At 71.3% G+C, this 22,869-nt stretch carries 28 protein-coding genes; 23 read left to right on the forward strand and 5 right to left on the reverse strand.

Annotated features, from left to right (window positions below; all coding sequences use genetic code 11):
* The first annotated feature begins 20 nt into the window (after window positions 1-20).
* From OG406_RS21660 to OG406_RS21695, 9 genes are all read left to right on the forward strand, one after another.
* Window positions 21-908, forward strand: a complete 888-nt coding sequence (locus tag OG406_RS21660; protein ID WP_329187274.1) for an alpha/beta hydrolase — start codon at window positions 21-23, stop codon at window positions 906-908.
* 66 nt (window positions 909-974) lie between these two features.
* Entirely contained in the window at window positions 975-1,229 is a 255-nt protein-coding gene (locus OG406_RS21665) for a MoaD/ThiS family protein (protein WP_081218128.1), read from the forward strand.
* A gap of 8 nt (window positions 1,230-1,237) precedes the next feature.
* A complete protein-coding gene (locus OG406_RS21670) occupies window positions 1,238-2,506 on the forward strand; it encodes a hypothetical protein (RefSeq protein WP_329187275.1) in 1,269 nt (422 codons plus the stop codon).
* Between the two features lie 169 nt (window positions 2,507-2,675).
* Complete coding sequence (locus OG406_RS21675; protein ID WP_164374190.1) at window positions 2,676-3,410, forward strand: LmeA family phospholipid-binding protein; 735 nt, start codon at window positions 2,676-2,678, stop codon at window positions 3,408-3,410.
* A 267-nt stretch (window positions 3,411-3,677) separates the two neighbouring features.
* Window positions 3,678-3,758, forward strand: coding sequence for a putative leader peptide (locus OG406_RS39435; RefSeq protein WP_350310325.1), 81 nt, complete (start codon window positions 3,678-3,680; stop codon window positions 3,756-3,758).
* Between the two features lie 145 nt (window positions 3,759-3,903).
* Entirely contained in the window at window positions 3,904-4,749 is an 846-nt protein-coding gene (locus OG406_RS21680; protein ID WP_164374191.1) for a sulfurtransferase, read from the forward strand.
* Between the two features lie 30 nt (window positions 4,750-4,779).
* Window positions 4,780-5,067 (forward strand): DUF1416 domain-containing protein, encoded by a 288-nt coding sequence (locus tag OG406_RS21685; RefSeq protein ID WP_081218125.1) that lies wholly within the window; start codon window positions 4,780-4,782, stop codon window positions 5,065-5,067.
* Between the two features lie 170 nt (window positions 5,068-5,237).
* Window positions 5,238-5,501 (forward strand): DUF3099 domain-containing protein, encoded by a 264-nt coding sequence (locus OG406_RS21690; protein ID WP_164374192.1) that lies wholly within the window; start codon window positions 5,238-5,240, stop codon window positions 5,499-5,501.
* 116 nt (window positions 5,502-5,617) lie between these two features.
* Complete coding sequence (locus OG406_RS21695) at window positions 5,618-6,007, forward strand: VOC family protein (protein WP_267051223.1); 390 nt, start codon at window positions 5,618-5,620, stop codon at window positions 6,005-6,007.
* Window positions 6,008-6,095: 88 nt separating this feature from the next.
* Here OG406_RS21695 and OG406_RS21700 read toward each other — a convergent pair whose 3' ends face one another.
* Window positions 6,096-6,458 carry a DsrE family protein gene (locus OG406_RS21700; RefSeq protein ID WP_267051222.1) on the reverse strand — a complete coding sequence of 121 codons (363 nt, stop codon included), beginning with the start codon at window positions 6,456-6,458 and terminating at the stop codon, window positions 6,096-6,098.
* 157 nt (window positions 6,459-6,615) lie between these two features.
* Here OG406_RS21700 and OG406_RS21705 point away from each other — a divergent pair, with 157 nt between their 5' ends.
* The 6 genes from OG406_RS21705 (at window position 6,616) to ygfZ (ending at window position 11,787) form a co-directional block, all read left to right on the forward strand.
* Window positions 6,616-7,404 (forward strand): hypothetical protein, encoded by a 789-nt coding sequence (locus OG406_RS21705; protein ID WP_329187278.1) that lies wholly within the window; start codon window positions 6,616-6,618, stop codon window positions 7,402-7,404.
* Entirely contained in the window at window positions 7,401-8,405 is a 1,005-nt protein-coding gene (locus OG406_RS21710; protein ID WP_329187280.1) for a hypothetical protein, read from the forward strand. Before OG406_RS21705 ends, OG406_RS21710 begins: the two co-directional genes overlap by 4 nt.
* Window positions 8,402-9,391 carry a hypothetical protein gene (locus OG406_RS21715; RefSeq protein WP_329187282.1) on the forward strand — a complete coding sequence of 330 codons (990 nt, stop codon included), beginning with the start codon at window positions 8,402-8,404 and terminating at the stop codon, window positions 9,389-9,391. The genes OG406_RS21710 and OG406_RS21715 overlap by 4 nt, the downstream gene beginning before the upstream one ends.
* 262 nt (window positions 9,392-9,653) lie before the next feature.
* Window positions 9,654-10,229: an FABP family protein gene (locus tag OG406_RS21720; protein WP_081218111.1), complete on the forward strand. Its 576-nt coding sequence runs from the start codon at window positions 9,654-9,656 to the stop codon at window positions 10,227-10,229.
* A gap of 76 nt (window positions 10,230-10,305) precedes the next feature.
* Entirely contained in the window at window positions 10,306-10,731 is a 426-nt protein-coding gene (locus OG406_RS21725) for a Fur family transcriptional regulator (RefSeq protein WP_081218109.1), read from the forward strand.
* A gap of 90 nt (window positions 10,732-10,821) precedes the next feature.
* Complete coding sequence (gene ygfZ / locus OG406_RS21730; RefSeq protein ID WP_329187285.1) at window positions 10,822-11,787, forward strand: CAF17-like 4Fe-4S cluster assembly/insertion protein YgfZ; 966 nt, start codon at window positions 10,822-10,824, stop codon at window positions 11,785-11,787.
* A 123-nt stretch (window positions 11,788-11,910) separates the two neighbouring features.
* On the opposite strand, the gene dtd is transcribed toward ygfZ, so the two are convergent.
* The gene (dtd, locus tag OG406_RS21735) at window positions 11,911-12,336 is read right to left on the reverse strand and encodes a D-aminoacyl-tRNA deacylase (protein ID WP_329187287.1); all 426 of its coding nucleotides are present in this window, start codon (window positions 12,334-12,336) and stop codon (window positions 11,911-11,913) included.
* 195 nt (window positions 12,337-12,531) lie between these two features.
* Here dtd and OG406_RS21740 point away from each other — a divergent pair, with 195 nt between their 5' ends.
* The 3 genes from OG406_RS21740 (at window position 12,532) to OG406_RS21750 (ending at window position 16,068) form a co-directional block, all read left to right on the forward strand.
* On the forward strand, window positions 12,532-13,188 hold the full coding sequence (locus OG406_RS21740; protein WP_266614810.1) for an RsiG family protein: 657 nt from the start codon (window positions 12,532-12,534) through the stop codon (window positions 13,186-13,188).
* Between the two features lie 218 nt (window positions 13,189-13,406).
* Entirely contained in the window at window positions 13,407-14,387 is a 981-nt protein-coding gene (locus tag OG406_RS21745) for an asparaginase (RefSeq protein WP_267051660.1), read from the forward strand.
* A 406-nt stretch (window positions 14,388-14,793) separates the two neighbouring features.
* Complete coding sequence (locus tag OG406_RS21750; protein ID WP_327409476.1) at window positions 14,794-16,068, forward strand: GNAT family N-acetyltransferase; 1,275 nt, start codon at window positions 14,794-14,796, stop codon at window positions 16,066-16,068.
* A 225-nt stretch (window positions 16,069-16,293) separates the two neighbouring features.
* On the opposite strand, the gene OG406_RS21755 is transcribed toward OG406_RS21750, so the two are convergent.
* Window positions 16,294-16,479: a hypothetical protein gene (locus OG406_RS21755; RefSeq protein WP_164374197.1), complete on the reverse strand. Its 186-nt coding sequence runs from the start codon at window positions 16,477-16,479 to the stop codon at window positions 16,294-16,296.
* A gap of 213 nt (window positions 16,480-16,692) precedes the next feature.
* On the opposite strand from OG406_RS21755, the gene OG406_RS21760 reads away from it, so the two are divergent.
* Window positions 16,693-17,601 (forward strand): FadR/GntR family transcriptional regulator, encoded by a 909-nt coding sequence (locus OG406_RS21760; RefSeq protein WP_266614807.1) that lies wholly within the window; start codon window positions 16,693-16,695, stop codon window positions 17,599-17,601.
* Window positions 17,602-17,628: 27 nt separating this feature from the next.
* On the opposite strand, the gene OG406_RS21765 is transcribed toward OG406_RS21760, so the two are convergent.
* Window positions 17,629-17,817, reverse strand: a complete 189-nt coding sequence (locus OG406_RS21765; RefSeq protein ID WP_081218093.1) for a hypothetical protein — start codon at window positions 17,815-17,817, stop codon at window positions 17,629-17,631.
* Between the two features lie 176 nt (window positions 17,818-17,993).
* On the opposite strand from OG406_RS21765, the gene OG406_RS21770 reads away from it, so the two are divergent.
* The 3 genes from OG406_RS21770 (at window position 17,994) to OG406_RS21780 (ending at window position 21,001) form a co-directional block, all read left to right on the forward strand.
* A complete protein-coding gene (locus OG406_RS21770; RefSeq protein WP_267051659.1) occupies window positions 17,994-18,878 on the forward strand; it encodes a winged helix-turn-helix domain-containing protein in 885 nt (294 codons plus the stop codon).
* Window positions 18,878-19,615: an HAD family hydrolase gene (locus OG406_RS21775; protein ID WP_329187291.1), complete on the forward strand. Its 738-nt coding sequence runs from the start codon at window positions 18,878-18,880 to the stop codon at window positions 19,613-19,615. Before OG406_RS21770 ends, OG406_RS21775 begins: the two co-directional genes overlap by 1 nt.
* 303 nt (window positions 19,616-19,918) lie before the next feature.
* On the forward strand, window positions 19,919-21,001 hold the full coding sequence (locus OG406_RS21780; protein ID WP_329187292.1) for a phosphotransferase family protein: 1,083 nt from the start codon (window positions 19,919-19,921) through the stop codon (window positions 20,999-21,001).
* Between the two features lie 55 nt (window positions 21,002-21,056).
* On the opposite strand, the gene OG406_RS21785 is transcribed toward OG406_RS21780, so the two are convergent.
* On the reverse strand, window positions 21,057-22,040 hold the full coding sequence (locus tag OG406_RS21785; protein WP_329187293.1) for a zinc-binding dehydrogenase: 984 nt from the start codon (window positions 22,038-22,040) through the stop codon (window positions 21,057-21,059).
* 139 nt (window positions 22,041-22,179) lie between these two features.
* Between OG406_RS21785 and OG406_RS21790 the strand changes: the two genes are divergently transcribed.
* On the forward strand, window positions 22,180-22,809 hold the full coding sequence (locus OG406_RS21790; RefSeq protein WP_329187295.1) for a TetR/AcrR family transcriptional regulator: 630 nt from the start codon (window positions 22,180-22,182) through the stop codon (window positions 22,807-22,809).
* The last annotated feature ends 60 nt before the right edge of the window (window positions 22,810-22,869 follow it).

The raw sequence follows: 22,869 nt of genomic DNA on the forward strand, positions 1-22,869 counted from the left end.
TGCCCAGCAGAATAGCCCACATGAGCTCAGGTCCGGCAGGTCAAGTGACGCGATCTTTCAATAGTCCACACCGTGAGACAACGCCGCGTACCTCCGTACGGAGGTCTCTGCGCACGGTCGACGGAGTGACGATCGACGCGGCCTACGACCCCGGGGAGCGGCCCGGTGGTGACCTCGCGTTCATCCTGGCGCACGGGTTCACGGGCGACCTGGACCGTCCGCACGTGCGCCGCGCGGCCGGCGTGCTGGGCCGCGGCGCGGCCGTCGTCACCTTCTCCTTCCGTGGTCACGGCGCCTCCGGGGGCCGCTCCACGGTCGGCGACCGTGAGGTCCACGACCTGGCGGCGGCGGTCGCCTGGGCGCGCGAGCTGGGGCACACCCGGATCGTGACGGTCGGCTTCTCGATGGGCGGCTCCGTGGTGCTGCGGCACGCGGCGCTGTACGGGAAGACGGGTTCGGGTCCGGGGCCGGCGCTCGCCGAGGCGGCCGGTCCGGAGTCCGAGGGGCGCGCGGAGGCGGGTACGGACGCGGTGGTGTCGGTCAGCTCGCCCGCCCGCTGGTACTACCGGGGCACGGCCCCGATGCGGCGGCTGCACTGGCTGGTGACCCGTCCGGAGGGCCGGATCGTGGGCCGGCTGGGTCTGCGCACCCGGATCCACCACCGTGAATGGGACCCGGTACCCGCGTCCCCCGTCGAGTGCGTCCCGTACATCGCGCCGACCCCGCTGCTGATCGTGCACGGCGACCGGGACGGCTACTTCCCGGTCGACCACCCGAAGATGCTGGCCGAGGCGTCCGACGGCCACGCCGAACTGTGGCTGGAGCACGGCATGGGCCACGCGGAGAACGCGGCCCCGGACGACCTGCTGGGCCGCATCGCGGACTGGGGGGTCGCACACGCGGGCTAGCCTGGCGGGGTTCATGCGAAAGAGCGTGTGGACGCACAGAGACCGAACCGCTGATTGAGGAACGAGATGGCAAAGGGCACGGTGCGTTACTGGGCCGCCGCCAAGGCCGCGGCAGGCGTCGCCGAGGAGCCGTACGAGGCGGGCACGCTCGCGGAGGCACTCGACGCGGCCCGCGAACGGCACCCCGGCGAGCTCGTCCGCGTCCTGCGACGCTGCTCGTTCCTCATCGACGGTGACCCCGTGGGCACCCGAGGGCATGAGACGGTACGGCTGGCCGAGGGCGGCACGGTCGAGGTGCTCCCGCCGTTCGCAGGAGGGTGAGCGAGACGATGAGCAACCAGCCGTTCGAGGGCCGGTACGAAGGCACGTACGAGGAGTACGACCCCTACCGGCAGCCTCAGCAGGAGTCCGAGGACCAGCAGTCCCCGCACCAGGGGCAGCAGCAGGGACAGGGTCCGCAGGCGCAGCAGCAGGGTCAGGGGCAGCCCGACTGGCAGCAGCACACCCAGCAGTGGGAGGGCCGGACCTGGGAGACGCAGACACACTCGTCCGTCCCCGCCGCGGACACCGCCTATCTGCCTCCGCAGGCCTATCCCGCGTACGGAGAGCCGCAGCAGGGCCCCCAGGGCTACGGCGGCGCCGTGGGCGACCCCCTGCCGTCCGAGGCACCGGCACAGCCGTGGACCCCGGCCGCCGAGGCCCCCGCCCAGGAGCCGGCCGCCGAGCCGGTGGGTGTCCGGCTCCGCCCCGACGGGATCCCGCTCGCCGACGCGACGCCCGCCGAGGTCGCGGCCGACGCCACCTCGGACTACGGCCCCGCGACCGTCACCGGCAACGCCCGGATCACCGACGCCCAGCGCGCCCGCGCCGAGGGCCGGTCCCCGATCATCGAGCCCGGCATGCAGCCGGCCGCGCTGACGGCGGTCCTCGCGCTGCTGCTCTCCGGAGCGGCGGCCATCGGCGCGTACGCGCTCGTCGTCCCCCTGGTGCTGCTCCAGGGCGTCACCGCGGCGGGCTGGTTCCGGCTGAACGGGATGTGGCCGGCCCGGCAGGGCATCGCGCTGGCCTTCGCCGGTGCGCTGACCGCCGACGTCGCCCTGCTCGCCGCGGGCCGGGAGAACGCGCCCGCCGCGATCCTCGGCACCCTCGGCGCCTGGGTGCTGCTGACCCTCGTGCTCCAGCTCCGCAGCCACGCCGACCCCGACACCCGCATGTACGGGCTGATGGCGACCGTGGCCTCCGCGGCGCTGGCGATCATCGCGACCGGGCACCTCGCGGCGGAGCCGGACGCCGTCACCGTCGGCTGCGCGGCGGTCGCCGTGGCGATCCTGGCCCGCGCGCTGCCGCTGCCCACCCCGGCCTCCGTGGTGGTCGCGCTGCTGGCCGCGGCCGGCGCCGGTATCGCGGTCGGCGGGATGACGGACCTCGGCAGCCAGGGTGCCTTCCTGGGCCTCGGCGCCGGGGTGTGCGCCCTGATCGGGCACCGGGCGGCCAGTTACGACTACCCGTCCCGGTTCGTGCACTTCACCGCGGGTGTGGCGCTGCCGCTGGCCGCCGCCGCCCCCGCCGTCTACCTGCTGGGCCGCGCGCTCGGCTGACGGCCGGTTCGCACCGCCTCGATCCGGTCGACCTGCCGTTCCGAATCGTCACAGCTGATCGACAACCACCATGAAGGGCCCCCGGACCGGGGGCCCTTCATGGTTAGGCTCGCGTTCGGCGGCAACCAGGCCGACCAGACGGGGCCGTCCGACGTGGGGAACACCGAGCATGCGCGCACTGCGAATATTCCTGATCCTGGTCATCGTCCTCGGCGGGCTGTTCGTGATCGCCGACCGGGTCGCGGTCAACTTCGCGGAGGACCAGGCGGCCGACCGCATCAAGAGCACGGAGGGCCTCGCGAACACCCCCGACGTGTCCATCGAGGGCTTCCCGTTCCTCACCCAGGTCGTCGGCGGTGAGCTGGACGACGTGAAGATCGGCATCAAGGACTACGAGGCGTCGACGGGCACCTCCGCCGGCACGGTCCGGATCGACGACCTGCGCGCCGAGATGCACGGCGTGGCCTTCTCCGGCGACTTCAGCTCCGCCACCGCCGCCCGGGCCACCGGCACCGCGACGATCGCCTACGACGAGCTGCTGAAGGCCGCGAGGTCGGAGCCGGGGGACGTCGCACCCGGCCTCACCGCCCGGATCACGGGCCTCTCCGACGGTGGCGACGGCAAGATCAAGGTGACCCTCTCCTCGAAGCTCCTCGGCCGCGACCTGCCGCCGGTCTCGGTGCTCAGCTCCGTCACCGTCTCCGGGGACACCGTGAAGGTGCACGCCGACTCCCTGCCCAAGATCGGTGGCGTCCAGCTCGTCGAGGGCCCGATCCGGTCGGTCACCGACTTCGAACAGAAGATCCAGAAACTGCCCGGCGGCATCAAGCTCGACAAGGTCGAGGCGGCCCCGGACGGCGTCGACATCACGGTGAAGGGTTCGGACGTCAGCCTCGTCGGGTAGGCCGGAGAGGGTGGGGCGAGCCGGGCGTTCCTGGTCGTCGGGGCCCGGTTCCCGCCGGAATGAGTGCTGTCCGGAGGGGTCCTGTCCGAAAGGCGAGACGGTCCTGTCCGCACCGCAGATGCGTTCTCGGCAGGAAGAGGGCCGCGAAGGCCACGACCCGTGCGGCGAGGGCCCTGACGGCATTCTCGTATCACAGTACGGACGATCGCGTCTCAGCATGCGACACGCCGGTGACATGCCCGCCTGTCCGTCCCTACGATCGGACGCATGAAGCGACAGGCGGATCTCACGAAGCGGCGGGCAGTAGACCTGTGCCGCGTCGCCGCCATGCTCTGTCGCACCTTCTGAGCGGAAGCGTCGACTTCCGCGCGCCGGGCCCTTGGACCTCTCTCGTCAGGGCCACCCTTGCGCCGTGCGGCCCGATCGGCCGGCACCCACGCGCACCCCTCTCCATCGCATCACCCCGCCGCAACTGCCCCGGAGGAGAACGAGCATGAGCCGCACGGACGTCCTGGTAGACGCCGACTGGGTCCAGGACCACCTGGACGACCCGAACGTCGCCGTCGTCGAGGTCGACGAGGACACCTCGGCGTACGAGAAGAACCACATCAAGAACGCCATCCGGATCGACTGGACCAAGGACCTCCAGGACCCGGTCCGCCGTGACTTCATCGACCAGGAGGGCTTCGAGAAGCTCCTCTCGTCGAAGGGCATCGGCAACGACACGCTCGTCGTGCTCTACGGCGGCAACAACAACTGGTTCGCGTCCTACGCCTACTGGTACTTCAAGCTCTACGGCCACGAGAACGTGAAGCTCCTCGACGGCGGCCGCAAGAAGTGGGAGCTCGACTCCCGCGACCTGGTCGACGGCTCGCAGGTCCCCGAGCGCGCCGCGACCGCCTACAAGGCCAAGCCGCAGGACACCTCGATCCGCGCCTTCCGTGACGACGTCGTCGCCGCGATCGGTGCGCAGAACCTGGTCGACGTCCGCTCGCCCGACGAGTTCAGCGGCAAGCTGCTCGCGCCGGCGCACCTGCCGCAGGAGCAGTCGCAGCGTCCGGGCCACGTCCCGAGCGCCCGCAACATCCCGTGGTCGAAGAACGCCAACGACGACGGCACCTTCAAGTCGGACGACGAGCTCAAGGAGCTCTACGCCGACGAGCAGGTCGACCTCGCCAAGGACACCATCGCGTACTGCCGCATCGGTGAGCGTTCCGCGCTCACCTGGTTCGTGCTGCACGAGCTCCTCGGTGTCCAGAACGTCAAGAACTACGACGGCTCCTGGACCGAGTACGGCTCCCTCGTCGGCGTGCCGATCGAGCTCGGCGCCAACAAGTAACCCTCAAGGCCTGAAGGACGGAACTGACATATGTGTGGAGCGAAGGCCGGCGGCCCCGACGCCTCGACGATCAAGCCCGGTGAGACGACGATCCAGGGCCAGGTGACCCGCGACGGCGAGCCGGTGACGGGCTACGTCCGTCTCCTGGACTCGACCGGCGAGTTCACCGCGGAGGTCCCGACCTCCGCCACGGGCCAGTTCCGCTTCTACGCGGCCGAGGGCACCTGGACCGTCCGGGCGCTGGTCCCCGGTGGCACCGCCGACCGCACGGTCGTCGCGCAGACCGGCGGCCTCGCCGAGATCGCGATCGCGGTCTGAGCAGCCGGCCGCCGTCCCTGACGGCGGCCGGACCGAACGGCCGAAGGGCCGCACCCCCGGGGGTTGGACGCTTACCGGATCGGGGTGCGGCCCTTCGGCATGCCCGCCCGTGTGCGGTCCGGTCCCGCGGGCACTGCGCCGGACGGGTTGTCCGGGCCTACGCTGGAGGTATGTACGCACGCAGGCGTCACGTGTACTTCGCCATGATGGGGACGTGCATCACCCTCTTCGTCCTCGCCTGGGGCGTCGTACGGCTGTGGTCGGTCCCGGCGGCCGTCGCGATGTGCGTGGTGGCCATGGTCATCCCGCCGGTCGCCGCGATGGCGGCCAACCGGCGCGGCCCCGAGGACCGATGGTGGGACGACCCGTCCGGCGACCGGAAGTCCGACGAGTGGTGGGACGAGCTGGACGGCAAGAAACGACGACAGCAGTAGGACGACAGCAGTAGGACGACAGCAGTAGGACGACAGCAGTAGTCGGCGGCCGGCGGCCCTGTCGGGACAGCGGCAGCGGTTCCACGGCGCCGGCCGGAACGGCGCGGAAGGCTCACATGTCGCGTACGAGGTTGTCCACGGTGGTGCTGGACGCACCCGACGCCCACAAGCTCGCCGAGTTCTACCAGCGGCTGCTCGGCTACACGGTGCGCGCCGAGGAGCCGAACTGGGTGCTCATCGGGCCGCCCTTCGAGGGGACGGCGCTCGCCTTCGAGACCGAGCCGCTCTACACACCGCCGGTGTGGCCCGCGGGCCCCGGCGACCAGCGCATGATGCTGCACCTCGACATCGAGGTCGACGACCTGGCCGAGGAGACCGAGCGCGCCGAGGAACTGGGCGCCCGGCTCGCCGACCTCCAACCGCAGGAGGACGTACGGGTGCTGCTCGACCCGGCGGGCCACCCCTTCTGCCTGTGGGTGGACGTCCGCCGCAAGCCGCGTCCGTAACCGGCCCGGCGCGGGCACCCGGCACCACCGGACCGGCCTCGGGTCACCCGGCCTCGGGTCACCCGGTACCAGTACCGGTCGCGATCCGTCAGTAGACGAGCGCCTGCGTCCCGTCCGCCATCGCCTCCTGCACGAACACCTGCGCCCCCGCGATCCGTACGCCCTCCAGGACGTCCTTCTCGCCGATGTCGCGGCGGGCGGCGCACTGGGTGCACAGGGTGATGCGTCCGGCCGCCAGGATCGAGTCGATCAGGTCGGGCAGCGGAGCGGCGTGCGGCAGGTCGAACTCGGCGGCCCGGCCCGGCAGCGCGAACCACGCGGACTCGCCGGTCAGCCAGAGGGACACCTCGACGTCACTGGCCACGGCCACCGCCGCGACGGTGAAGGCCTGTGAGCAGCGTTCCGGGGCGTCGGCCCCCGCCGTCACCTTGATCACGAGCTTGTTCGCCATGGCCGTCATCGTATGCCGAATCGTGATCATCCTTCGTGCAACCCCATGCATGGGCCATGGGTCTCCTGTGCGCGCGGATACGGAATCCACGCTTCACGTTCTGTGGGGGGACGTCTTGGAAGTACCCGAAGGACCCGAAACACCGGAAAGACCGCACGTGCCTGAGGATGCGCCGGTTGTCGACCCGGGCCCGCAGCAGTCGGCGGAGCCCGTGCCGGCCGCGGAGGACGTCCCGGCCGCGCCGCGTCCACGGCGGCGGCGGGGGCGGGGGCGTACGGCCCTGCTGATCGCCACGGCCGCCGTGCTCGGTCTCGTCGCCGGTACGTGCACCGGATTCGTCATCCAGGCCGACCGCGAGCCCACCAGGCTGGCGCCGCTGTCGCAGCCGGTCGTCGCCCAGGCCAAGGGCGACGGTCCCGAGCCGCTGTCCGCCGCCCACGACCACCGCGTCAAGACGGACGGCGACCTGCGCAAGCTGCTGCTGTCGCGGCCGAAGGGCACGAAGACGCCCGACTGGGCGCCGGAGCAGGACGGCTGGCTGGACCTGGCCGGTTACGCGAGCTCGCTGGACCACTCCGACCGGGAGTTCGGCGACCTGATCAAGTCGGAGTTCCGCCGGGGCGCCGGCGTCAGCTGGACCGTGGGCAGTACCTACAACACCCAGATCCGCTTGGTGCAGTACCGCCAGGAGGAAAGCCTCGGTGCCGCGGACCGGGTGAGCTGGTGGGACGTCGAGGACACCCGCAGCTGGCCCGTTCCCGGGGCCAACGACGGCATGGTCTACCTCTTCAAGCCGGAGACGAAGCCCGGCTACCTGCCGCTCTACAAGGCGCAGGCCTCGGCATCACGCGGTGACATCGCCATGGAGATCTGGATCTACGACTCCAAGCCGATCCCGAAGTCGAAGATCATGGACCTGGCCAAGCGGCAGTTGGAGCGGCTGTGAGTGAGCGACCCACCACCCCGGAGGACCTGGAGTCCGAGCCGGCTCAGGCCGCACCGGAGCCGGCTGTCCCGACCGAACCCGCGGCGTCACAACCTCCGGCCTCCGAACCCCCGGCGTCCGAATCTCCGGCCGCCCAGCCTCCGGTCCCCGCAGCAGCCGGACCGGAAGCCGCTCCCGAGCAGGCGACCCCGGCGGACGAAACCCCCGCAGAGGCGACCTCCGTAGAGGCGGCCCCCGCGGAAGGCGCGCCCGGCAAGAAGCGCGTTCGCCGCGGCCGTGTCGCCGCGATCGCCGGGGCCGTGCTGCTCGTCGGTGCCGTCGTCGCGGGCAGCGCCTACACCGTGGTGACCGTCCGGGACGCCGACCGTGACGCGGGCGCGCCGTCCTGGGAATTCCCGAAGGCCGCGAAGGCGGACACGGGAGAGGCGAAGGCGGCGACCCCGCTCGCCGGGATGCTCGTGCCGTACGACGAGAGCTACGTCCGGGGTCCTGACATGACCCGGTTCGGCTCCGACACCGCGCTCAGCGGAGGCGAGGCCACCGCTCTGCGCAAGGAGGCGATCCGTGATCTGCCCCGCTCCCAGCGCCGGCAGATCGAGAAGCAGATCGACAAGCAGCACACCAAGGGCATGGCGATGCGGAGCTACCTCCACAGCGGCTCCACGCTGCCCGACGACGGCACCTTCACCGTCAGCATCCAGCTCGCCCAGATCGAGGACAAGCGGGCCGTGCGGAACATGTCGACGTTCCAGAACGGACTCCTCGACGCCCTGGAGATCTTCCGCTCCGGACCGAAGATCGAGGGCCACAAGAACGCCAAGTGCTTCCTTCCGCCCAAGGACAAGGAGGAGAAGCTCGACATGATGATCTGCTCCGCCTACCAGGGGGACGTGCTGGTCGACGCCGTCGCGTACGCGGCCAAGCCGATGAACACCAAGGGGGTCGCGAAGCTGCTCCGCGCGCAGCTCGACCGCATCCAGGAGCCGGGAGAGGCCGTATGACCGAGCAGACGACACCGGTCGACGACACGAGACCGGCCGAGGACACCACGTCGGCCTTCGTGCCGCAGCCCCGGTCGGAACCCCTGACGCCGGCCACGACGGAGACGGCCACGACGGAGCCGGCCGCGACGGAGCCGGCCGCGCCGGGGTTCGTGGTGCCGCCCCCGCCCGTCGCACCGCCCCTGGTGGGCGAGCCGCAGGAACCCCCGGTCAAGGTCAAGAAGGACCGCCGGGTGCTGCGTGCCGTGCTGCGCTGGACCGCCGCCACGGTGGTCTTCGCCGCGGTCGGAGCGTCCGCGGCGTACGGCATCACGCGCATGGAGCGGACCGACGTACCCGGTCTGGCGACGGAGGCCGACGGACGCTGGGACTACCCGGCGATCACGAAGCCGCCGCTGCCGTCGGGCAGCCCGGGCCCCTTCGCCGGGGCGGACAAGTCCGGCGTGCACTCCGCCGACCTGCGGGCGCTCCTGCTCCCCGCACCCAAGGGCGCCAAGGCGGACGCCTCTCTGCGCGGCGACGACGGCTGGCTCTCGTCCAAGGCCTTCCTGTCTCAGTACGCCGAGAAGGTGGACCGCGAGACGGTCGGCCAGATGCTGACCGACTACGCGGTGCGGCACATCGCGGCGCGCGGCTGGACCACCCCGGACGGCACCCGTACGCGGATCTACCTGCTCCAGTTCGACACCGCGGCCGTCGCGGAGGAGCTCGCCTCCACCAAGCTCGCGAACTACGGCGGGGCGCAGTACGCGCTCACCGGCGCCGCCACGACCGAGCGGGACGAGCACTTCCCCGCCGCGTCCGAGATCGACGACATCACCCGCTTCGCGTACACGGAGAGCAAGCCGTACGGCCCCGAGCAGGTCCGTGAGGCCTATCTGTCGGCCGGCGACACGATCGCGCTGGTCGTGCAGTCCCACAAGGGAACCGCGCCGGCGGTGCCGTTCCAGCAGACGGTGGTCCTGCAGAGCCAGCTGCTCGACTGAGGCCGCGTGGCCCCGGGAGGGTGTACCTGAAAGAGAGCGCCGGGCCCCAGCCGCGTAAGCTGGGGCCCGGCCTTGTGTACGTCCCCGGTCGCGGCAGCGCCGGGCGGGGGACCCCGTTCCGCTCACCGAGGAGCACCCGTGGAGATCTTCTTCGAAACCCTTCTGGTCCTGGTCTGCGTCGGCGTGCTCGCCTTCGCCGGACTGACCGTGAAGAAGCTGTACCAGGGCCAGCGCTGACCCCCATCAAGGAACTGTTCAGCTCATGATCGAGATCCCGTCGGACCTCCACAAGGACCTGGTCCCCCTTGTCTTCCTCCTCGGCGACTGGGCCGGAGTCGGCGTGCACGACTTCCCCGGCTCCGAGAAGTGCAACTTCGGGCAGGAGGTCAGCTTCAGCCACGACGGCCGGGACTTCCTGGAGTACCGCTCGCACAGCTGGGTGCTCGACGCGGAGGGCAACAAGGTCCGTCCGCTGGAGACCGAGACCGGCTTCTGGCGCGTCGACGCCGACCGCAAGGTCGAGGTCGTGATGACGCGTGACGACGGCGTCGTCGAGATCTGGTACGGCGAGATCGCCGACAAGAAGCCGCAGATCGACCTGGTCACCGACGCCGTGGCCCGCACCGCCGCTTCCGGCCCGTACAGCGGTGGCAAGCGTCTCTACGGCTATGTGAACAGCGACCTCATGTGGGTCGGCGAGAAGCAGACCCCCGAGGTCGAGCTGCGCCCCTACATGTCCGGTCACCTGAAGAAGACCGTCACCCCGGAGGACGTCGAGCGCTGGGCCAAGGACCTGCCCGACGACATGCCGGACGACGGCATCGCCTTCTTCAAGTAGGCCCCGTCCCGCCGCCCCCGGCAGCCGCCGCCGTTCGTCAGGTCGGTTCGGCGGCGAATGGTCCTAGACTTCCAGTGTGGTGAGCACCGACTGGAAGAGCGACCTCAGGCAGCGCGGCTACCGGCTGACGCCGCAGCGTCAGCTTGTCCTCGAAGCAGTGGACACCCTGGAGCACGCGACCCCCGACGACATCCTCGTGGAAGTGAGGAAGACGGCGTCGGGGGTCAACATCTCCACCGTCTACCGGACCCTGGAGCTCCTGGAGGAGCTCGGGCTGGTCAGCCACGCCCACCTCGGGCACGGCGCGCCGACGTACCACCTGGCCGACCGGCACCATCACATCCACCTCGTCTGCCGGGACTGCACGAACGTGATCGAGGCCGACGTGTCCGTCGCCGCCGAGTTCACCGCGAAGCTCCGGGACAGCTTCGGCTTCGAGACGGACATGAAGCACTTCGCGATCTTCGGACGCTGCAAGGACTGCGCCGCCCGGCAGAAGTGACCGGGAAACGGTGCTTCGTCGCCCGGGGCAGCTGAGCGGCCGGGCCGCAGAAATAAAAATGACGACCCCACGGTCGTAGTGTGTATGTCCATGAAGAGCTCCCTCCTGTCCCTGCCCGGCGCCGTTCCCGCCGAAGGCGTGGACGAAGGCGTCGCGGCGCACTACGGCGACCTGTTCCGCGAGCAGCGCGCCCTCGCCGACGGCCTCGGCTTCGTGGACCTCTCGCACCGCGGTGTCGTCACCGTCACCGGCGACGACCGGCTCACCTGGCTGCACCTGCTGCTCACCCAGCACGTCACGGATCTCCCGGTGGGCGAGGCCACGGAGGCGCTGATCCTCTCCGCCAACGGCCACATCGAGCACGCGCTCTACCTCGTCGACGACGGCACGACGGTGTGGATGCACACGGAACCGGACACCCAGGAAGCGCTGATCGCCTACCTGGAGTCCATGAAGTTCTTCTACCGCGTGGACGTCACCGACCGCACGGCCGACATCGCCGTGGTGTACCTCCCGGCCGGTTCGATCGCAGAGGTCCCCGAGGGCGTCGTCGTCCGCGAGACGCCGTACGGCCGTGATCTCTTCCTGCCGCGCGCGGACCTGGAGTCCTACGCGCGGAAGGCCGGCCCGGCCGCCGGACTCCTCGCCCACGAGGCGCTGCGCGTCGAACAGCACCGGCCGCGCCTCGGCTTCGAGACCGACCACCGCACCATCCCGCACGAGCTGGGCTGGATCGGCAGCGCCGTGCACCTCCAGAAGGGCTGCTACCGCGGCCAGGAGACCGTCGCCCGTGTCCAGAACCTGGGCAAGCCCCCGCGCCGCCTGGTCTTCCTGCACCTCGACGGCAGCGAGGTCCACCTGCCCGCGCACGGCACCGAGCTGCGCCTCTCCGCGGACGGTCCCGACGGCCGCAAGATCGGCTTCATCACGACCGCCGTACGCCACCACGAGCTGGGCCCGATCGCCCTCGCCCTCGTGAAGCGCAACGTGCCGCTCGACGCCCCGCTGACGGCGGACTCGACGGCGGCGGCGCAGGAGGTCGTGGTCGAGCCGTAGGGGGCTGTGCGTGGGCCCGCAGGACCCCATGGGCCCCGCAGGACCTCGTGTGGCCGGCGAGGTCTGTGCGGCCGGTGAGGTCGGTGAGGCCGGTGAGGTCCTTCCAGCGGGAGGGGCCCGGGCTCACATCTCCAGGAGGACGGTGAACGGGCCGTCGTTCGTGAGCGAGACCCGCATCCGCGCTCCGAAGCGGCCCGTGGCCACGGTGGCGCCCAGGGCGCGGAGCTGGGACACGACCTCGTCGACGAGCGGCTCGGCGACCTCGCCGGGGGCGGCGGCGTTCCAGGTGGGGCGGCGGCCCTTGCGGGCGTCGCCGTACAGCGTGAACTGGCTGATGACCAGCAGGGGCGCGTCGATGTCGGAGCAGGACCGCTCCTCGCTCAGCATCCGGACGGACCAGAGTTTCCGGGCGAGTTGAGCCGCCTTCTCCTTGGTGTCCTCGTGCGTGACCCCGACCAGGACGCACAGCCCCTCGCCGTCGATCTCGCCGACCGTCTCGCCGTCCACGACGACGCTTGCGCCGTCCACCCTCTGCACCACCGCACGCATGCCGACCATGATGCCGTGCGACGCCGGCGTGACGCGCTGCGGGCCCTTCGCGTGATTTCCGGAGGTTACTAACCCCCCATCTGGGGCCGATCGGGGGCACTCGGTCACATAGCGACCACCGGGGGTGGCACCATGCGGGGTGTTGCGGTGCACCCGGTGGGTGGACCGCGCCGGTCGAGGGGACGGTAGAGGCACATGAGCACACCGAGCACAGGGCGGCAGCCCGGGGCCGTGTCATTGACCCGCACGAGCGCACGGACGGCTCGGGCCGCGTCCCGGCCGCCGGTGCAGCGCACCGACAGCGGCCCGCTGCCCGCCGACGCCGGCCGGCCCGGTCTCGGCGTGCTCCGGCTGCCCGAACTGCGGACCCTGCGCCGGGAGGCCCAGCGGGACGAGGCCGACCTCAGCTACGTACGGCGGCTCCTCCAGGGACGGATCGACATCCTGCGCGCGGAGATCGCCCGCCGGGGACAGCGGAGGATGCCCGCCGCGGCCCCGGGACACCGGCCGTTCCTGCCCGCAAGGGAGCCGTCCGTCGTCGAGCGGCTCTCGGAGATCCTCACGGACGCGCCGGCCCGCCACCGCTCCTCCGCTCGCCACGTGACCGTCGGTACGCCCCACAGCGAGGAGTACCGGGCGCTCGCCACCGACATGCTGGCCGAGGTGGAGCTGTCCGACCTGGACGCCCGGACGGACGAAGAGCTGGGCGCGGGTCTCGGCCGTCTCGTCCGCTACGAGCAGCAGGTCTCCCGGCAGCGCCAGCAGCTCCAGCGCACCGCGGACGACTGCAGCGCGGAGATCGCCCGCAGGTACCGTGAAGGCGAAGCACAAGTAGACGACCTGCTCATGTGACGCGGCGGCCCCGGCGATCCCGGGGCCGAGGGGTACGCCCGACCCTGGAGAGGCGGCCCCGCTCCGCGGCGGAGGGCGCGGTCCGGGTACGACCCGGGTGACGCCGTCCGGGCGGGTCCCGTCCCGGAAGGTCACCGCCGATGCCCGCCACCTCCCGCACGCCCGAGGGTTCCTCCACCCCGGACGGCATATCCGCGGATTCCTCCGCCCCCGACGGCATGTCCGCCCTGTCCGCCGCCCGGGCCGGGATCCCCGCCGCTCCTCCGCCGGTCCTCGCCGAGGTCGTACGTTCCGGCTTCGTCGAGGGACACCATCGCGGCAGCCTGGTCCTGCTGGCCGCCGACGGGTCGGTCGAGCTGGCGCTCGGTGACGTGACGGCGCCCGTCTTCCCACGCTCCTCGAACAAGCCCATGCAGGCGGCGGGCGTCCTGCGTGCCGGCCTCGACCTGTCCGGGGAACGCCTCGCCCTCGCCGCCGCCAGCCACTCCGGGGAGATCTTCCACCGCGACCTGGTGCGGAAGATGCTCGTCGAGCACGGGCTGACCGGCGACCAGCTCCAGTGCCCGCCCGACCTGCCGCTCGACGCCGTCGAGGCGGAGACCTACCTCGCCTCCGGTGCCGTACGCGACCGGGTCACCATGAACTGCTCGGGCAAGCACACGGCGATGCTCGCGGTCTGCGTCCTGCGCGGCTGGCCCACCGAGTCGTACCTCGACCCCGGGCACCCGCTCCAGCAGCTGATCCACACGGTGGTGGAGGAGGCTGCGGGGGAGCCGGTCGCGGCGGTCGGTACGGACGGCTGCGGGGCGCCTCTGATGGCCATCGGTCTCACCGGCCTGGCCCGCGCCTTCCGCCACTTCGTCCTCGCCGCCCCCGGTTCCGCGGAGCGCCGCGTCGCCGACGCCATGCGGGCCCATCCCGAGTACGTCGCGGGCACCCGGCGGCCCGACACCTGGCTGATGCGGGAGATCCCGGGCGCGCTGTCCAAGATGGGCGCCGAAGCGGTCCAGGCGGTCGCCCTCCCGGACGGCCGCGCCCTCGCCTTCAAGATCGACGACGGCGCCACCCGAGCCCTGGGCCCGGTCCTCGCCCGAGCCCTGACCCTCCTGAACGTGCAATCCCCGATCCTCCAGCAGATAGGCAGGACCCCTTTGTTGGGCGGAGGCAGAGAGGTGGGCGAAATCAGGGCCACGTTCTGAGGCCCGGAGGGCCCGTCGGGGGACAGTGAACGGGGTGGGGGCGAAGCCCCGGTAGCGCCGGGTGGTGTCCAGGGGCGCGGGGAACTGCGCGATCGGCCCCCACCGGGCGCGCGCCGGTCAGAGGACCGGGAGCAGGGTGGGGGGCGAAGCCCCGGTAGCGCCGGGTGATGCTCAGGGGCGCGGGGAACTGCGCGATCGGCCCCCACCGGCGCGCGCCGATCCGGCGACCGGGAGCAGGGTCGGGGGCGAAGCCCCGGGAACGCGGGGTGGTGTCCAGGGGCGCGGGGAACTGCGCGACAAGCCCCCACCGGGCCGCACTGGTCCGGCGACCGGGGCCCGGGGCCGGCGGACCCGGGGCGACGGAAATCCCCGCGACACCCCGCCGACGGACACCTAGCGTGGGCCCATGACCCCGCACGACACCCCCGCCCCCACCCCCCTCACGGTCCGCCCCCTCGCACCCCCCGACATCCCGGACTGGCTGCGCGCGCTGAACACGGGGTTCCTGCGCCCGCCGGCGGTGTCCAAGGAGGAGACCGAGGCGCGAGGCGCGGGACTGGTCCTGCCGCGCACCCTGGGCGCGTACGACGGGGACCGCTGTGTGGCGACGTTCCGCTCGTTCCCCCAGGAGCTGACCGTGGTGGGCGGCGCGACCGTCCCCGCGGACGCGATCTCCAGCGTCACGGTCTCGCCCACGCACCGCCGCCGCGGCCTCCTCACCCGCATGATGGAGGCCGACCTGGCCGCGGCCAGGGAACGCGGCGACGTCGTCGCGACGCTCATCGCCGCCGAGTACCCGATCTACGGCCGCTACGGCTTCGGCCCCGTCACGACCACCGCCGAGTGGACCATCGACGTCGCGCGCACGGGCCTCGACCCCCGCTGGGCGGGCCCTGACGACGGCGGCCGCGTCGACCTCGTGGACGCCGACGACGTGCGCCGCGACGGACCCGGACTGCACGACCGCTTCCGCCGCGACCGGCCCGGCGCCATCAACCGCGACGACCGCTGGTGGCAGATCAACACCGGTGTCCTGCGGCTCGGCGCCGACCCCTGGAAGGAACCCTTCTACGCGGCGTACCGCTCGGCGTCCGGCGAGATCGAGGGCCTGGTCTCCTACGAGTCCGACGACCACTGGGACGACTCCAACCAGCCGCAGAACACCGCGACGGTGAACTGGCTGCTCGCGGTGACGCCGGCGGCGGAACGCGCCCTGTGGCGGTACCTCTGCTCGATCGACTGGATCACCCGGGTCAAGACGGGCAGGCGCGCCCCGGACGACCTGGTGCCCCACTTCCTGCCGGACCCGCGAGCCGCGCGTATCACCACGCAGTCGGACTGGCTGTGGGTGCGCATCCTGGACGTCGTACGGGCCCTGGAGGCACGGACGTACGGAGCCGCCGGGACGCTCGTTCTGGAGGTGACGGACGAGAGCGGGCCGGCGGGTGGCCGCTACCGGCTGCACGTCGCCGCGGACGGGACCGCGACCTGCGCTCCGACCACCGAGGACGCGCAACTCGCCGTGCCCGTCGCCGACCTGGCCACTCTCTGGCTCGGCGACGACTCCGCGGAGCGGCTCGTGGCACTCGGCCGGGTCCGGGAACGGCAAGAGGGCGCCGCCTCCGTCGCCGACGCCCTGCTGCGGACGTCCAGGCGACCGTGGTGCCCGGACATCTTCTGAACTACCGCTGTCGGTCCGTCGGTTCTCCTTCCACGCGGGTGCCGGGCTGTCGCTTCCCGTGATCTCTGATCACTGGTCGCTGATGTCTGTCTCTTGATCCGTAGCGATTCAGTTGTGGTTGTTTTTCCGGTGGTGCGGTGGTGCGGTGGTGCGGACCGACCGGGCTCCCGGCTCCCCTCCGGAGGAGAGACCGGTCGGCCGGGCTGGCGGACGACGCGCGTCCGGTCAGCCGGACTGGGCGAGCAGCATCACGAGGATCACCGCCCCGATGCCGCTGATCATGGTGTTCCTGGCCTTGAGGCCGACGGACAGCGCGACGAACGCGATGATGCCCATCGGCCCGTATTTCCACTGGATGAGCTGCTCGAATCCGATGGCGAGGGCGGCGACGGCGAGGGCGATGAGCGGCATGACGGTCCCTCCTTCGGGACGGGGAGGCGAACCCCGTTGAGGACCGTCCGCCTCGTCACCCGATCCGCAGGCGATGCTCAGGCGGCCAACCCTCTGGAAGCTTGACCATGTTGTGCAAGTTGGTGACCAACTCACTGCTAGTTATCTCCATGTTGGGACGACTCATAACCACCTATCCGGCAACTGCCCAAAGATGGCGGGAAGTTGTAGTGTTTGGTCGTGGAGCCGGAACATGCCGCCGTCAACGGGCGGAAGAGGTCACCACGGCCACCCAGGTCACACCGCGAGGTGGCCGACGAGCTGCGCAGCCGGATCAGGTCCGGTCAGCTGCGGGCCGGCGAGCGCATGCCCACCCAGGCGAGGCTGGCCGACGAGTTCGGCGTCGAGCGCGGCGCGGTGCGCCAAGCGCTGCGCATCCTGCAGTCGGAGCACCTGCTCGTCGACGTGTCCAAGGGGAGCCCGGCGACCGTCGCGGAACCTCCCGAGAGGGTTCTGACCGGCCCGGAAGCCGTGCCGCAGCCGACCACGGTGGCGCTCGGCGCGCGCGTGACGGCCGCGTTCTCCGCCCCGCACGTGGAGATCGACGCGCTGTGTCTCACCTCGATCTCCCTGACCCTGGCGATGGGGGAGCCGCTGCGTCAGATTCACGCCGGACGCATGAAACCGGCCAGGGTGGACGTCCGGGTGCTGCTTCCGAGCAGTGACATCGACCTGGCCTTCCCGGCGCCCGTCGACGCCCGCACCGACAGCCGGCTGCAGCGCAACTGGCTCGCCAACCGCAACGCGCAGGGGCAGGTGCTGCGGCACAATCTGCTGGCCCTGCGTTCCTCGCACGGTGTCGACGTCAGCGTCACCTTCCGGGCGCTGCCCTTCACCCCGCCCGTGAAGCTCTACCTGCTCAACGGCACCGAGGCACTCTTCGCGTACTACACGCTCGCCCGGCGGGAGGAGGAGATCGACCATGAGCAGCTGCAGCTGTACGACGTCCAGGGCACCCGCTCCACGCTCTTCCCCTTCGCCCAGGGTGCGGGGCTGCGGGACACGACGTTCGTGGAGCAGTCCCACCTGTGGTTCAACGCGCTGTGGGAGACCATCAGTTCCGAGTTGGTGCTCTCGGGCTGAGGCCTCCCGGATGCGGTACCGCGCAGCTCACAGAGCCGGCCCCGAGACCATCAGGGCGAGCACGACCGCCCCGATGGAGCTGCACGTGGGGCTCTTGGCCTTGATCCCGATGGCGAGCAGCAGCAGTCCGACGATGCCGGACGGACCGTACTGCCACTGGACGAGCTGCTCGAAGCCGACGACGAAGACGGCGGAGAGGAGGGCGATGACGGGCATGTGGTTCCTCCTGCGGTGGAAGGAGGGCCGGCAGGGGGACCGGCCACGATGGGGAGGCAAAACTTCCGCCAACTTGGCCAGGTTGGTTGCCAACTATGGTTAAGTTGTCCCCACTTGGCTACTAGTCATAAACAACTTTCAAACAACTGCCCGTAGATGGACGGCAGTTGTAGCGTCTGGTCGTGACTCAGGAGAACGTGGCCGTGAACGACAGCAGAAGGCTCTCGCCGCAGCAGATCGCCGACACCCTCCGGGAGCGCATACGGACCGGTGAGCTCAAGGCGGGTGACCGCCTGCCCACCCAGGCCGAACTGGCCGACGAGTTCGGCGTGGAACGCGGCACCGTCCGCCAGGCCCTCGGCCTGCTCCAGACGGACGGCCTCCTCAGCAACGTCAGCAAGGGCAGCCCCCCGCGCATCGCCGACGTCGCTCCCACCCGGGACGGGCCGCAGCCGACGATGGTGGGGCTCGCCCCCCGGCTCACCGAGGCGTTCTCCGTGCCGCACGTGCGTATCGACGCGGCCTGCCTGACGGCGGAGACCCTGATGATGGCGATCAGCGAGCCCGTCCGGCAGATCCACGACGGCAGGTTCCGCCCCCAGTCGATCGACGTCCGGATCCTGCTGCCCTCCCGGGACATCACGCTGGCGTTCCCGGTGCCGGTCCCCGGACAGGGCGAGGACGACGACGACGCCGTCCACAAGCGGTGGCTGGGCCAGCGCAACGCCCAGGGGCAGGTGCTGCGGCACAACCTCCAGTCCCTGCGCTCCTCGCACGGCATCGACGTCCGCGTGACCTTCCGCGCGCTGCCCTTCACCCCGCCGGTGAAGCTGTACCTGCTCAACGAGTCCGAGGCGCTGATCGCGTACTACATGATCGCCAGGCGTGAGGAGACCGTGGAGAGCGAGGTCCTGGAGATGTACGACACCATCGGCGCCAGGTCCCTCCTCTTCTCGTTCGAGAAGCAGGCCGGCCGGCGGGACGCGGCGTTCGTGGAGGAATCGCAGAAGTGGTTCGACGCCCTCTGGGAAACCATCACCACGGACCTGAAACTCTCCTAGTGACTTCTGAAACGGCGCAGGCCGAAGCGACGGCGACACGGACGGCGAAACTCAGGGACGCGATCAGCCGCGCCCGCTTCGTGCTCTTCGACTTCGACGGGCCCGTCTGCCGGCTGTTCGCGGGCCATTCGGCGGAGCGGGTGGCCCAGGATCTGGTCGAGTGGCTCGAACGGCAGGGCATGCGCGGGCTGTTGACCGCGGAGGAGCGGGTGCACCCCGATCCGATGGTGGTCCTGCACGCGGTCAACCGGCGGCGTCCGCACAGCGATCTGGTGGCCGAGCTGGAGGCGCGGTTCACCCAGCAGGAGCTGAAGGCGGTGGTCTCCGCCTGGCCGACCGCCTACGCCGACCCGGTGATCCGCACCTGGAGCGCGGTGGGCGCCCGCCTCGCGATCACCACGAACAACTCCCCGCAGACCGCCTCGCACTACCTGGCGGACCGCGGCCTGACCGAGTGCTTCACCCCCAACATCTACGGCCGCACCCAGGACCTGCACCACCTCAAGCCGGACCCGCACTGCCTCAACCGGGCCCTGAACGCCCTGGGCGCCGCACCCTCCACGGCGCTCATGATCGGCGACGCCCCCTCCGACCTTCAGGCCGCCCAGCGCGCCGGAGTCCCCTTCCTCGGCTACGCGCGCAACGAACGCACCGAGAAGCTGCTGCGGGACGCGGGAGCCGAGGACGTGGTGTCCTCGCTGGAGACCGTGCTGCGGATTCTGCGCGGACAACTCTGATCTGAACGACGGGTGGGATACGTGCGCGGCACCGGGTACTCGTCCGGGACCGCGCCCGCCGGAACGGCGTCCCGGTGGCCGGTGCGGCCGACCCGACCGTGTGAATCGTCGGGGGACGCGGCCGGTGCCCGCGTCGGCGGTCCTGCCTGATCAGTGCCCGCTCCCGGGCGAAAGGGAGGCCATACGTTCGAGGAAGGGAGCGAGGCGGTCGGAAGAAACCTTCTGGCACCATGCGCACTCATGGGGGAGTACCGTGCTCCCCTCTTTCCTCATTGGTTGCGGTCTCACGTGAGAGAACGGTCCATGCCAGCCCAATCGGCTTCCCCGGCGCTGCTGCGAGCCGTCGCGGTGAGCGGTGACGCGGACGCGGTCGAGGGGCCGCTCCACGGCTACCACCACGAGACGTACGTCTTTCCCCTGCCGGGCGGGGACGAGGAGGACGGGCAGGTCCGCTGGAAATGCCGGGAGCCGCACCCCGATCTGCTCTGGTTCGACCGGCGGTGCTTCGCCTCCGAGGAGCAGCTGCTCCGGTCCCTGGAAGGGCGGATCGAGGGCATCCCCGAGCTGATCGACGCGGGGACCGCCCGCCTCCAGCGGTTCGTCGAAGGCCACACACTGGGCGAGTTGCACGGGTCCGGTACGGAGGTTCCCGAATCGCTCGTCCAACAACTCATCGCCCTGTTCAGCCAGTTGGCGGCCGTCCGGCCCGGCTCCCTGTCCGCCGAGCGGACCTGCCTCCCCGAGGACCGTGCCACCGAGGCGGACAGCTCGGGCTTCCTGGAACGGCTGGTCCTGTTCACGGAGGAGCGGGTGTACCGGCGGAACCTGCCCCGCTTCGCCGGTCTCTTCCACGACCTCGGGCTGGACGACGACTCCTTCAAGAAGCTCCGCAAACAGGTGGCGGGCCTGACCGAGCGGCCCTTCTGCCTGCTGCACGCCGATCTCCACCGCGAGAACTTCGTGGTCGACGCCGACGGCCGGCTCTGGACGATCGACTGGGAGCTGTCGATGTTCGGCGACCCCCTGTACGACCTGGCCACGCACCTCTACCTGATGCGCTACCCGGCGGACCAGGAGACCGGGGTGATCGCGCGGTGGCGCGAGGCCGTCGACGGCGTCACCCCCGGCAGCTCGGCCGGGTACGCCGACGATCTGCCGAAACTGCTCGCTTACAAGCGCGCCCAGTCCGTGTTCACCGACGTCATCCGGACGGCCCTGACACTGGCCCCGGCGCCGGGACCCGTGCCCGACGGGGAAGCCCTCGACCGGGCGGGTCGCAGGATCGGGAGAGTGCTGATCGCCGCGGAGGGACCGCTGGAGATCGAGAAGACGCCGGACGTGGACGCCATCACGACCGCCCTCGAAGCGTGGTGCCGGAAGGTCTGACCCGGCGTGGTGCCAGGGCACTGGCCCGGACTGGCGGTACGCCGATGCCGCCTCCTCACACCCCCAGTACAACCTTCCCCACCACACCCCGCCCCTCCACCGCCGCGTGGGCCTCGGCTGCTCGGTCCAGGGGGAACACCTCGCCGATCACCGGGCGCAGGCGGCCCGCCGCCGCTTCCGTCAGTGCCGTCGTGGTGTGGCGGTGCAGGTCGGCGGGGGTGAACTGGACGTCGGTGATGCCGAAGAGGGTGACGGCGCGGCGGCGGGCCTCGGCCGGGTCGACGGGGGAGAAGCCGCCGGTCGGTGCCCCGTGCGCGGAGAAGCGGCCACCGTCCGCCGTCAACGCGAAGGCGGCCAGGCCGAGTTCACCGCCCACCCCGTCGAGGACCAGATCGGCTGCCTCCGGCCGGCCCCCAGCGCCTCCGCCGAGAGCAGTGCGCGCGGTGTCCGTCCAGCCCGGGAGCGTCACGTCGACGACCGCGTCCGCGCCCAACTCCCTTACCAGGGCGAGCTTCTCGGCTCCCCGGGCCGCCCCGACCACCCGTGCCCCGCGGGCGTGCGCCAGTTGGACGAGCAGGGTGCCCATGCCTCCGGAGGCGCCGAGGATCAGGACGCGGTCCGTGGCGCCGAGGCCGGTCAGTTCCAGCAGGCCGGCCGCGGTGACGCCGTCGTGGACGAGGGCTGCGGCGGACGGAAGACCCAGCGCGTCCGGCACGACGGTCAGGGCCGTGACCGGCGCGACGGCCCGTTCGGCGTAGCTCCCTTCCACGAGCGCCGTCACCCGGCGGCCGAGCCACTCCTCCGGGACCTCGGGCCCGAGGGCGCCGACCACCCCCGAGACCCCGCCGCCCGGGACGTACGGAGGCGTCACGTCGAAGAACTCGCCGCCCCAGCCCGCCCGGATCTGGGTCTCCACGAAGATCGTGTCGGAGTACGCCACCTCGATCAGGACCTCACCGGGCCCCGGCACCGGATCGGCGGCCTCCACCGTGACGAGCACCTCGGGACCCCCGAACTCCTTCACCTGTACAGCTCGCATCAGTCGCTCCTCGGCGTGATCGCGGATGTCGGCGAGGGGGTGGCCCCTCGCGATCAGTGTTCGACCTCAAGCCCGGTTGAGGTCAAGCGCCCGGATCGCGGGGCGCGTGCGGCCTCCGGCAATGCGTACGCTCGAGGCCATGAGCGACACCGGACTGCGTGAACGCAAGAAGCAGCGCATGTACCAGGAGGTCTCCGAGACCGCGATCGGCCTCTTCCTGGAGAAGGGGTTCGACGCCGTGTCCGTCGCCGAGGTCGCGGCAGCCGCCGAGATCTCCAAGCCGACGCTGTTCCGGTACTTCCCCACCAAGGAGGACCTCGTCCTGCACCGCTTCGCCGACCACGAGACGGAGGCGGCGCGCGTGGTCGAGGAGGGCCGCGCGGACGGGCGGTCCGCGATCGACGCCCTGCGCGCGCACTTCCTCGACGGACTGCGGCGCGAGGACCCCGTCACCGGACTCAGCGCGCACCCCGCCGTGCTCGCCTTCCACCGGCTGCTCTACGGGACACCCGCACTGGTGGCCCGTCTCGGCGGATACCTGGAGCGGTCCGAGGCCTCGCTCGCCGCGGTGCTCGCCGAGCCCCTCGGTGACGGGCTCGAAGCGCGGCTCGCCGCCGGGCAGATCACCGCCGTACGCCGGATCCTCGCCCTGGAGAACTGGCGGCGGATCGCCGACGGCGAGCCGGTGGACGCGGTCCGCCCGGACGCCGTGACCGCCGCCGAGCGGAGTTTCCGACGGCTGGCGGCGGCCCTTCCGGAACTCGCCTGACGGGAGCGGCACACCCCACCGGGCCTGCCTCGGTAAAAAATGTTACTCGGTCACGTTATT

This window comes from Streptomyces sp. NBC_01428 (assembly GCF_036231965.1).
Lineage (GTDB): Bacteria > Actinomycetota > Actinomycetes > Streptomycetales > Streptomycetaceae > Streptomyces.

Bases quoted from the DNA above. Each gene is read 5' to 3' on its own strand.
- OG406_RS21660 (WP_329187274.1), top strand. From the start codon at position 21: ATGAGCTCAGGTCCGGCAGGTCAAGTGACGCGATCTTTCAATAGTCCA.
- OG406_RS21665 (WP_081218128.1), top strand. From the start codon at position 975: ATGGCAAAGGGCACGGTGCGTTACTGGGCCGCCGCCAAGGCCGCGGCA.
- OG406_RS21670 (WP_329187275.1), top strand. From the start codon at position 1,238: ATGAGCAACCAGCCGTTCGAGGGCCGGTACGAAGGCACGTACGAGGAG.
- OG406_RS21675 (WP_164374190.1), top strand. From the start codon at position 2,676: ATGCGCGCACTGCGAATATTCCTGATCCTGGTCATCGTCCTCGGCGGG.
- OG406_RS39435 (WP_350310325.1), top strand. From the start codon at position 3,678: ATGAAGCGACAGGCGGATCTCACGAAGCGGCGGGCAGTAGACCTGTGC.
- OG406_RS21680 (WP_164374191.1), top strand. From the start codon at position 3,904: ATGAGCCGCACGGACGTCCTGGTAGACGCCGACTGGGTCCAGGACCAC.
- OG406_RS21685 (WP_081218125.1), top strand. From the start codon at position 4,780: ATGTGTGGAGCGAAGGCCGGCGGCCCCGACGCCTCGACGATCAAGCCC.
- OG406_RS21690 (WP_164374192.1), top strand. From the start codon at position 5,238: ATGTACGCACGCAGGCGTCACGTGTACTTCGCCATGATGGGGACGTGC.
- OG406_RS21695 (WP_267051223.1), top strand. From the start codon at position 5,618: ATGTCGCGTACGAGGTTGTCCACGGTGGTGCTGGACGCACCCGACGCC.
- OG406_RS21700 (WP_267051222.1), bottom strand. From the start codon at position 6,458: ATGGCGAACAAGCTCGTGATCAAGGTGACGGCGGGGGCCGACGCCCCG.
- OG406_RS21715 (WP_329187282.1), top strand. From the start codon at position 8,402: ATGACCGAGCAGACGACACCGGTCGACGACACGAGACCGGCCGAGGAC.
- OG406_RS21720 (WP_081218111.1), top strand. From the start codon at position 9,654: ATGATCGAGATCCCGTCGGACCTCCACAAGGACCTGGTCCCCCTTGTC.
- ygfZ (WP_329187285.1), top strand. From the start codon at position 10,822: ATGAAGAGCTCCCTCCTGTCCCTGCCCGGCGCCGTTCCCGCCGAAGGC.
- dtd (WP_329187287.1), bottom strand. From the start codon at position 12,336: ATGCGTGCGGTGGTGCAGAGGGTGGACGGCGCAAGCGTCGTCGTGGAC.
- OG406_RS21740 (WP_266614810.1), top strand. From the start codon at position 12,532: ATGAGCACACCGAGCACAGGGCGGCAGCCCGGGGCCGTGTCATTGACC.
- OG406_RS21745 (WP_267051660.1), top strand. From the start codon at position 13,407: ATGTCCGCCCTGTCCGCCGCCCGGGCCGGGATCCCCGCCGCTCCTCCG.
- OG406_RS21750 (WP_327409476.1), top strand. From the start codon at position 14,794: ATGACCCCGCACGACACCCCCGCCCCCACCCCCCTCACGGTCCGCCCC.
- OG406_RS21755 (WP_164374197.1), bottom strand. From the start codon at position 16,479: ATGCCGCTCATCGCCCTCGCCGTCGCCGCCCTCGCCATCGGATTCGAG.
- OG406_RS21765 (WP_081218093.1), bottom strand. From the start codon at position 17,817: ATGCCCGTCATCGCCCTCCTCTCCGCCGTCTTCGTCGTCGGCTTCGAG.
- OG406_RS21780 (WP_329187292.1), top strand. From the start codon at position 19,919: ATGCCAGCCCAATCGGCTTCCCCGGCGCTGCTGCGAGCCGTCGCGGTG.
- OG406_RS21785 (WP_329187293.1), bottom strand. From the start codon at position 22,040: ATGCGAGCTGTACAGGTGAAGGAGTTCGGGGGTCCCGAGGTGCTCGTC.
- OG406_RS21790 (WP_329187295.1), top strand. From the start codon at position 22,180: ATGAGCGACACCGGACTGCGTGAACGCAAGAAGCAGCGCATGTACCAG.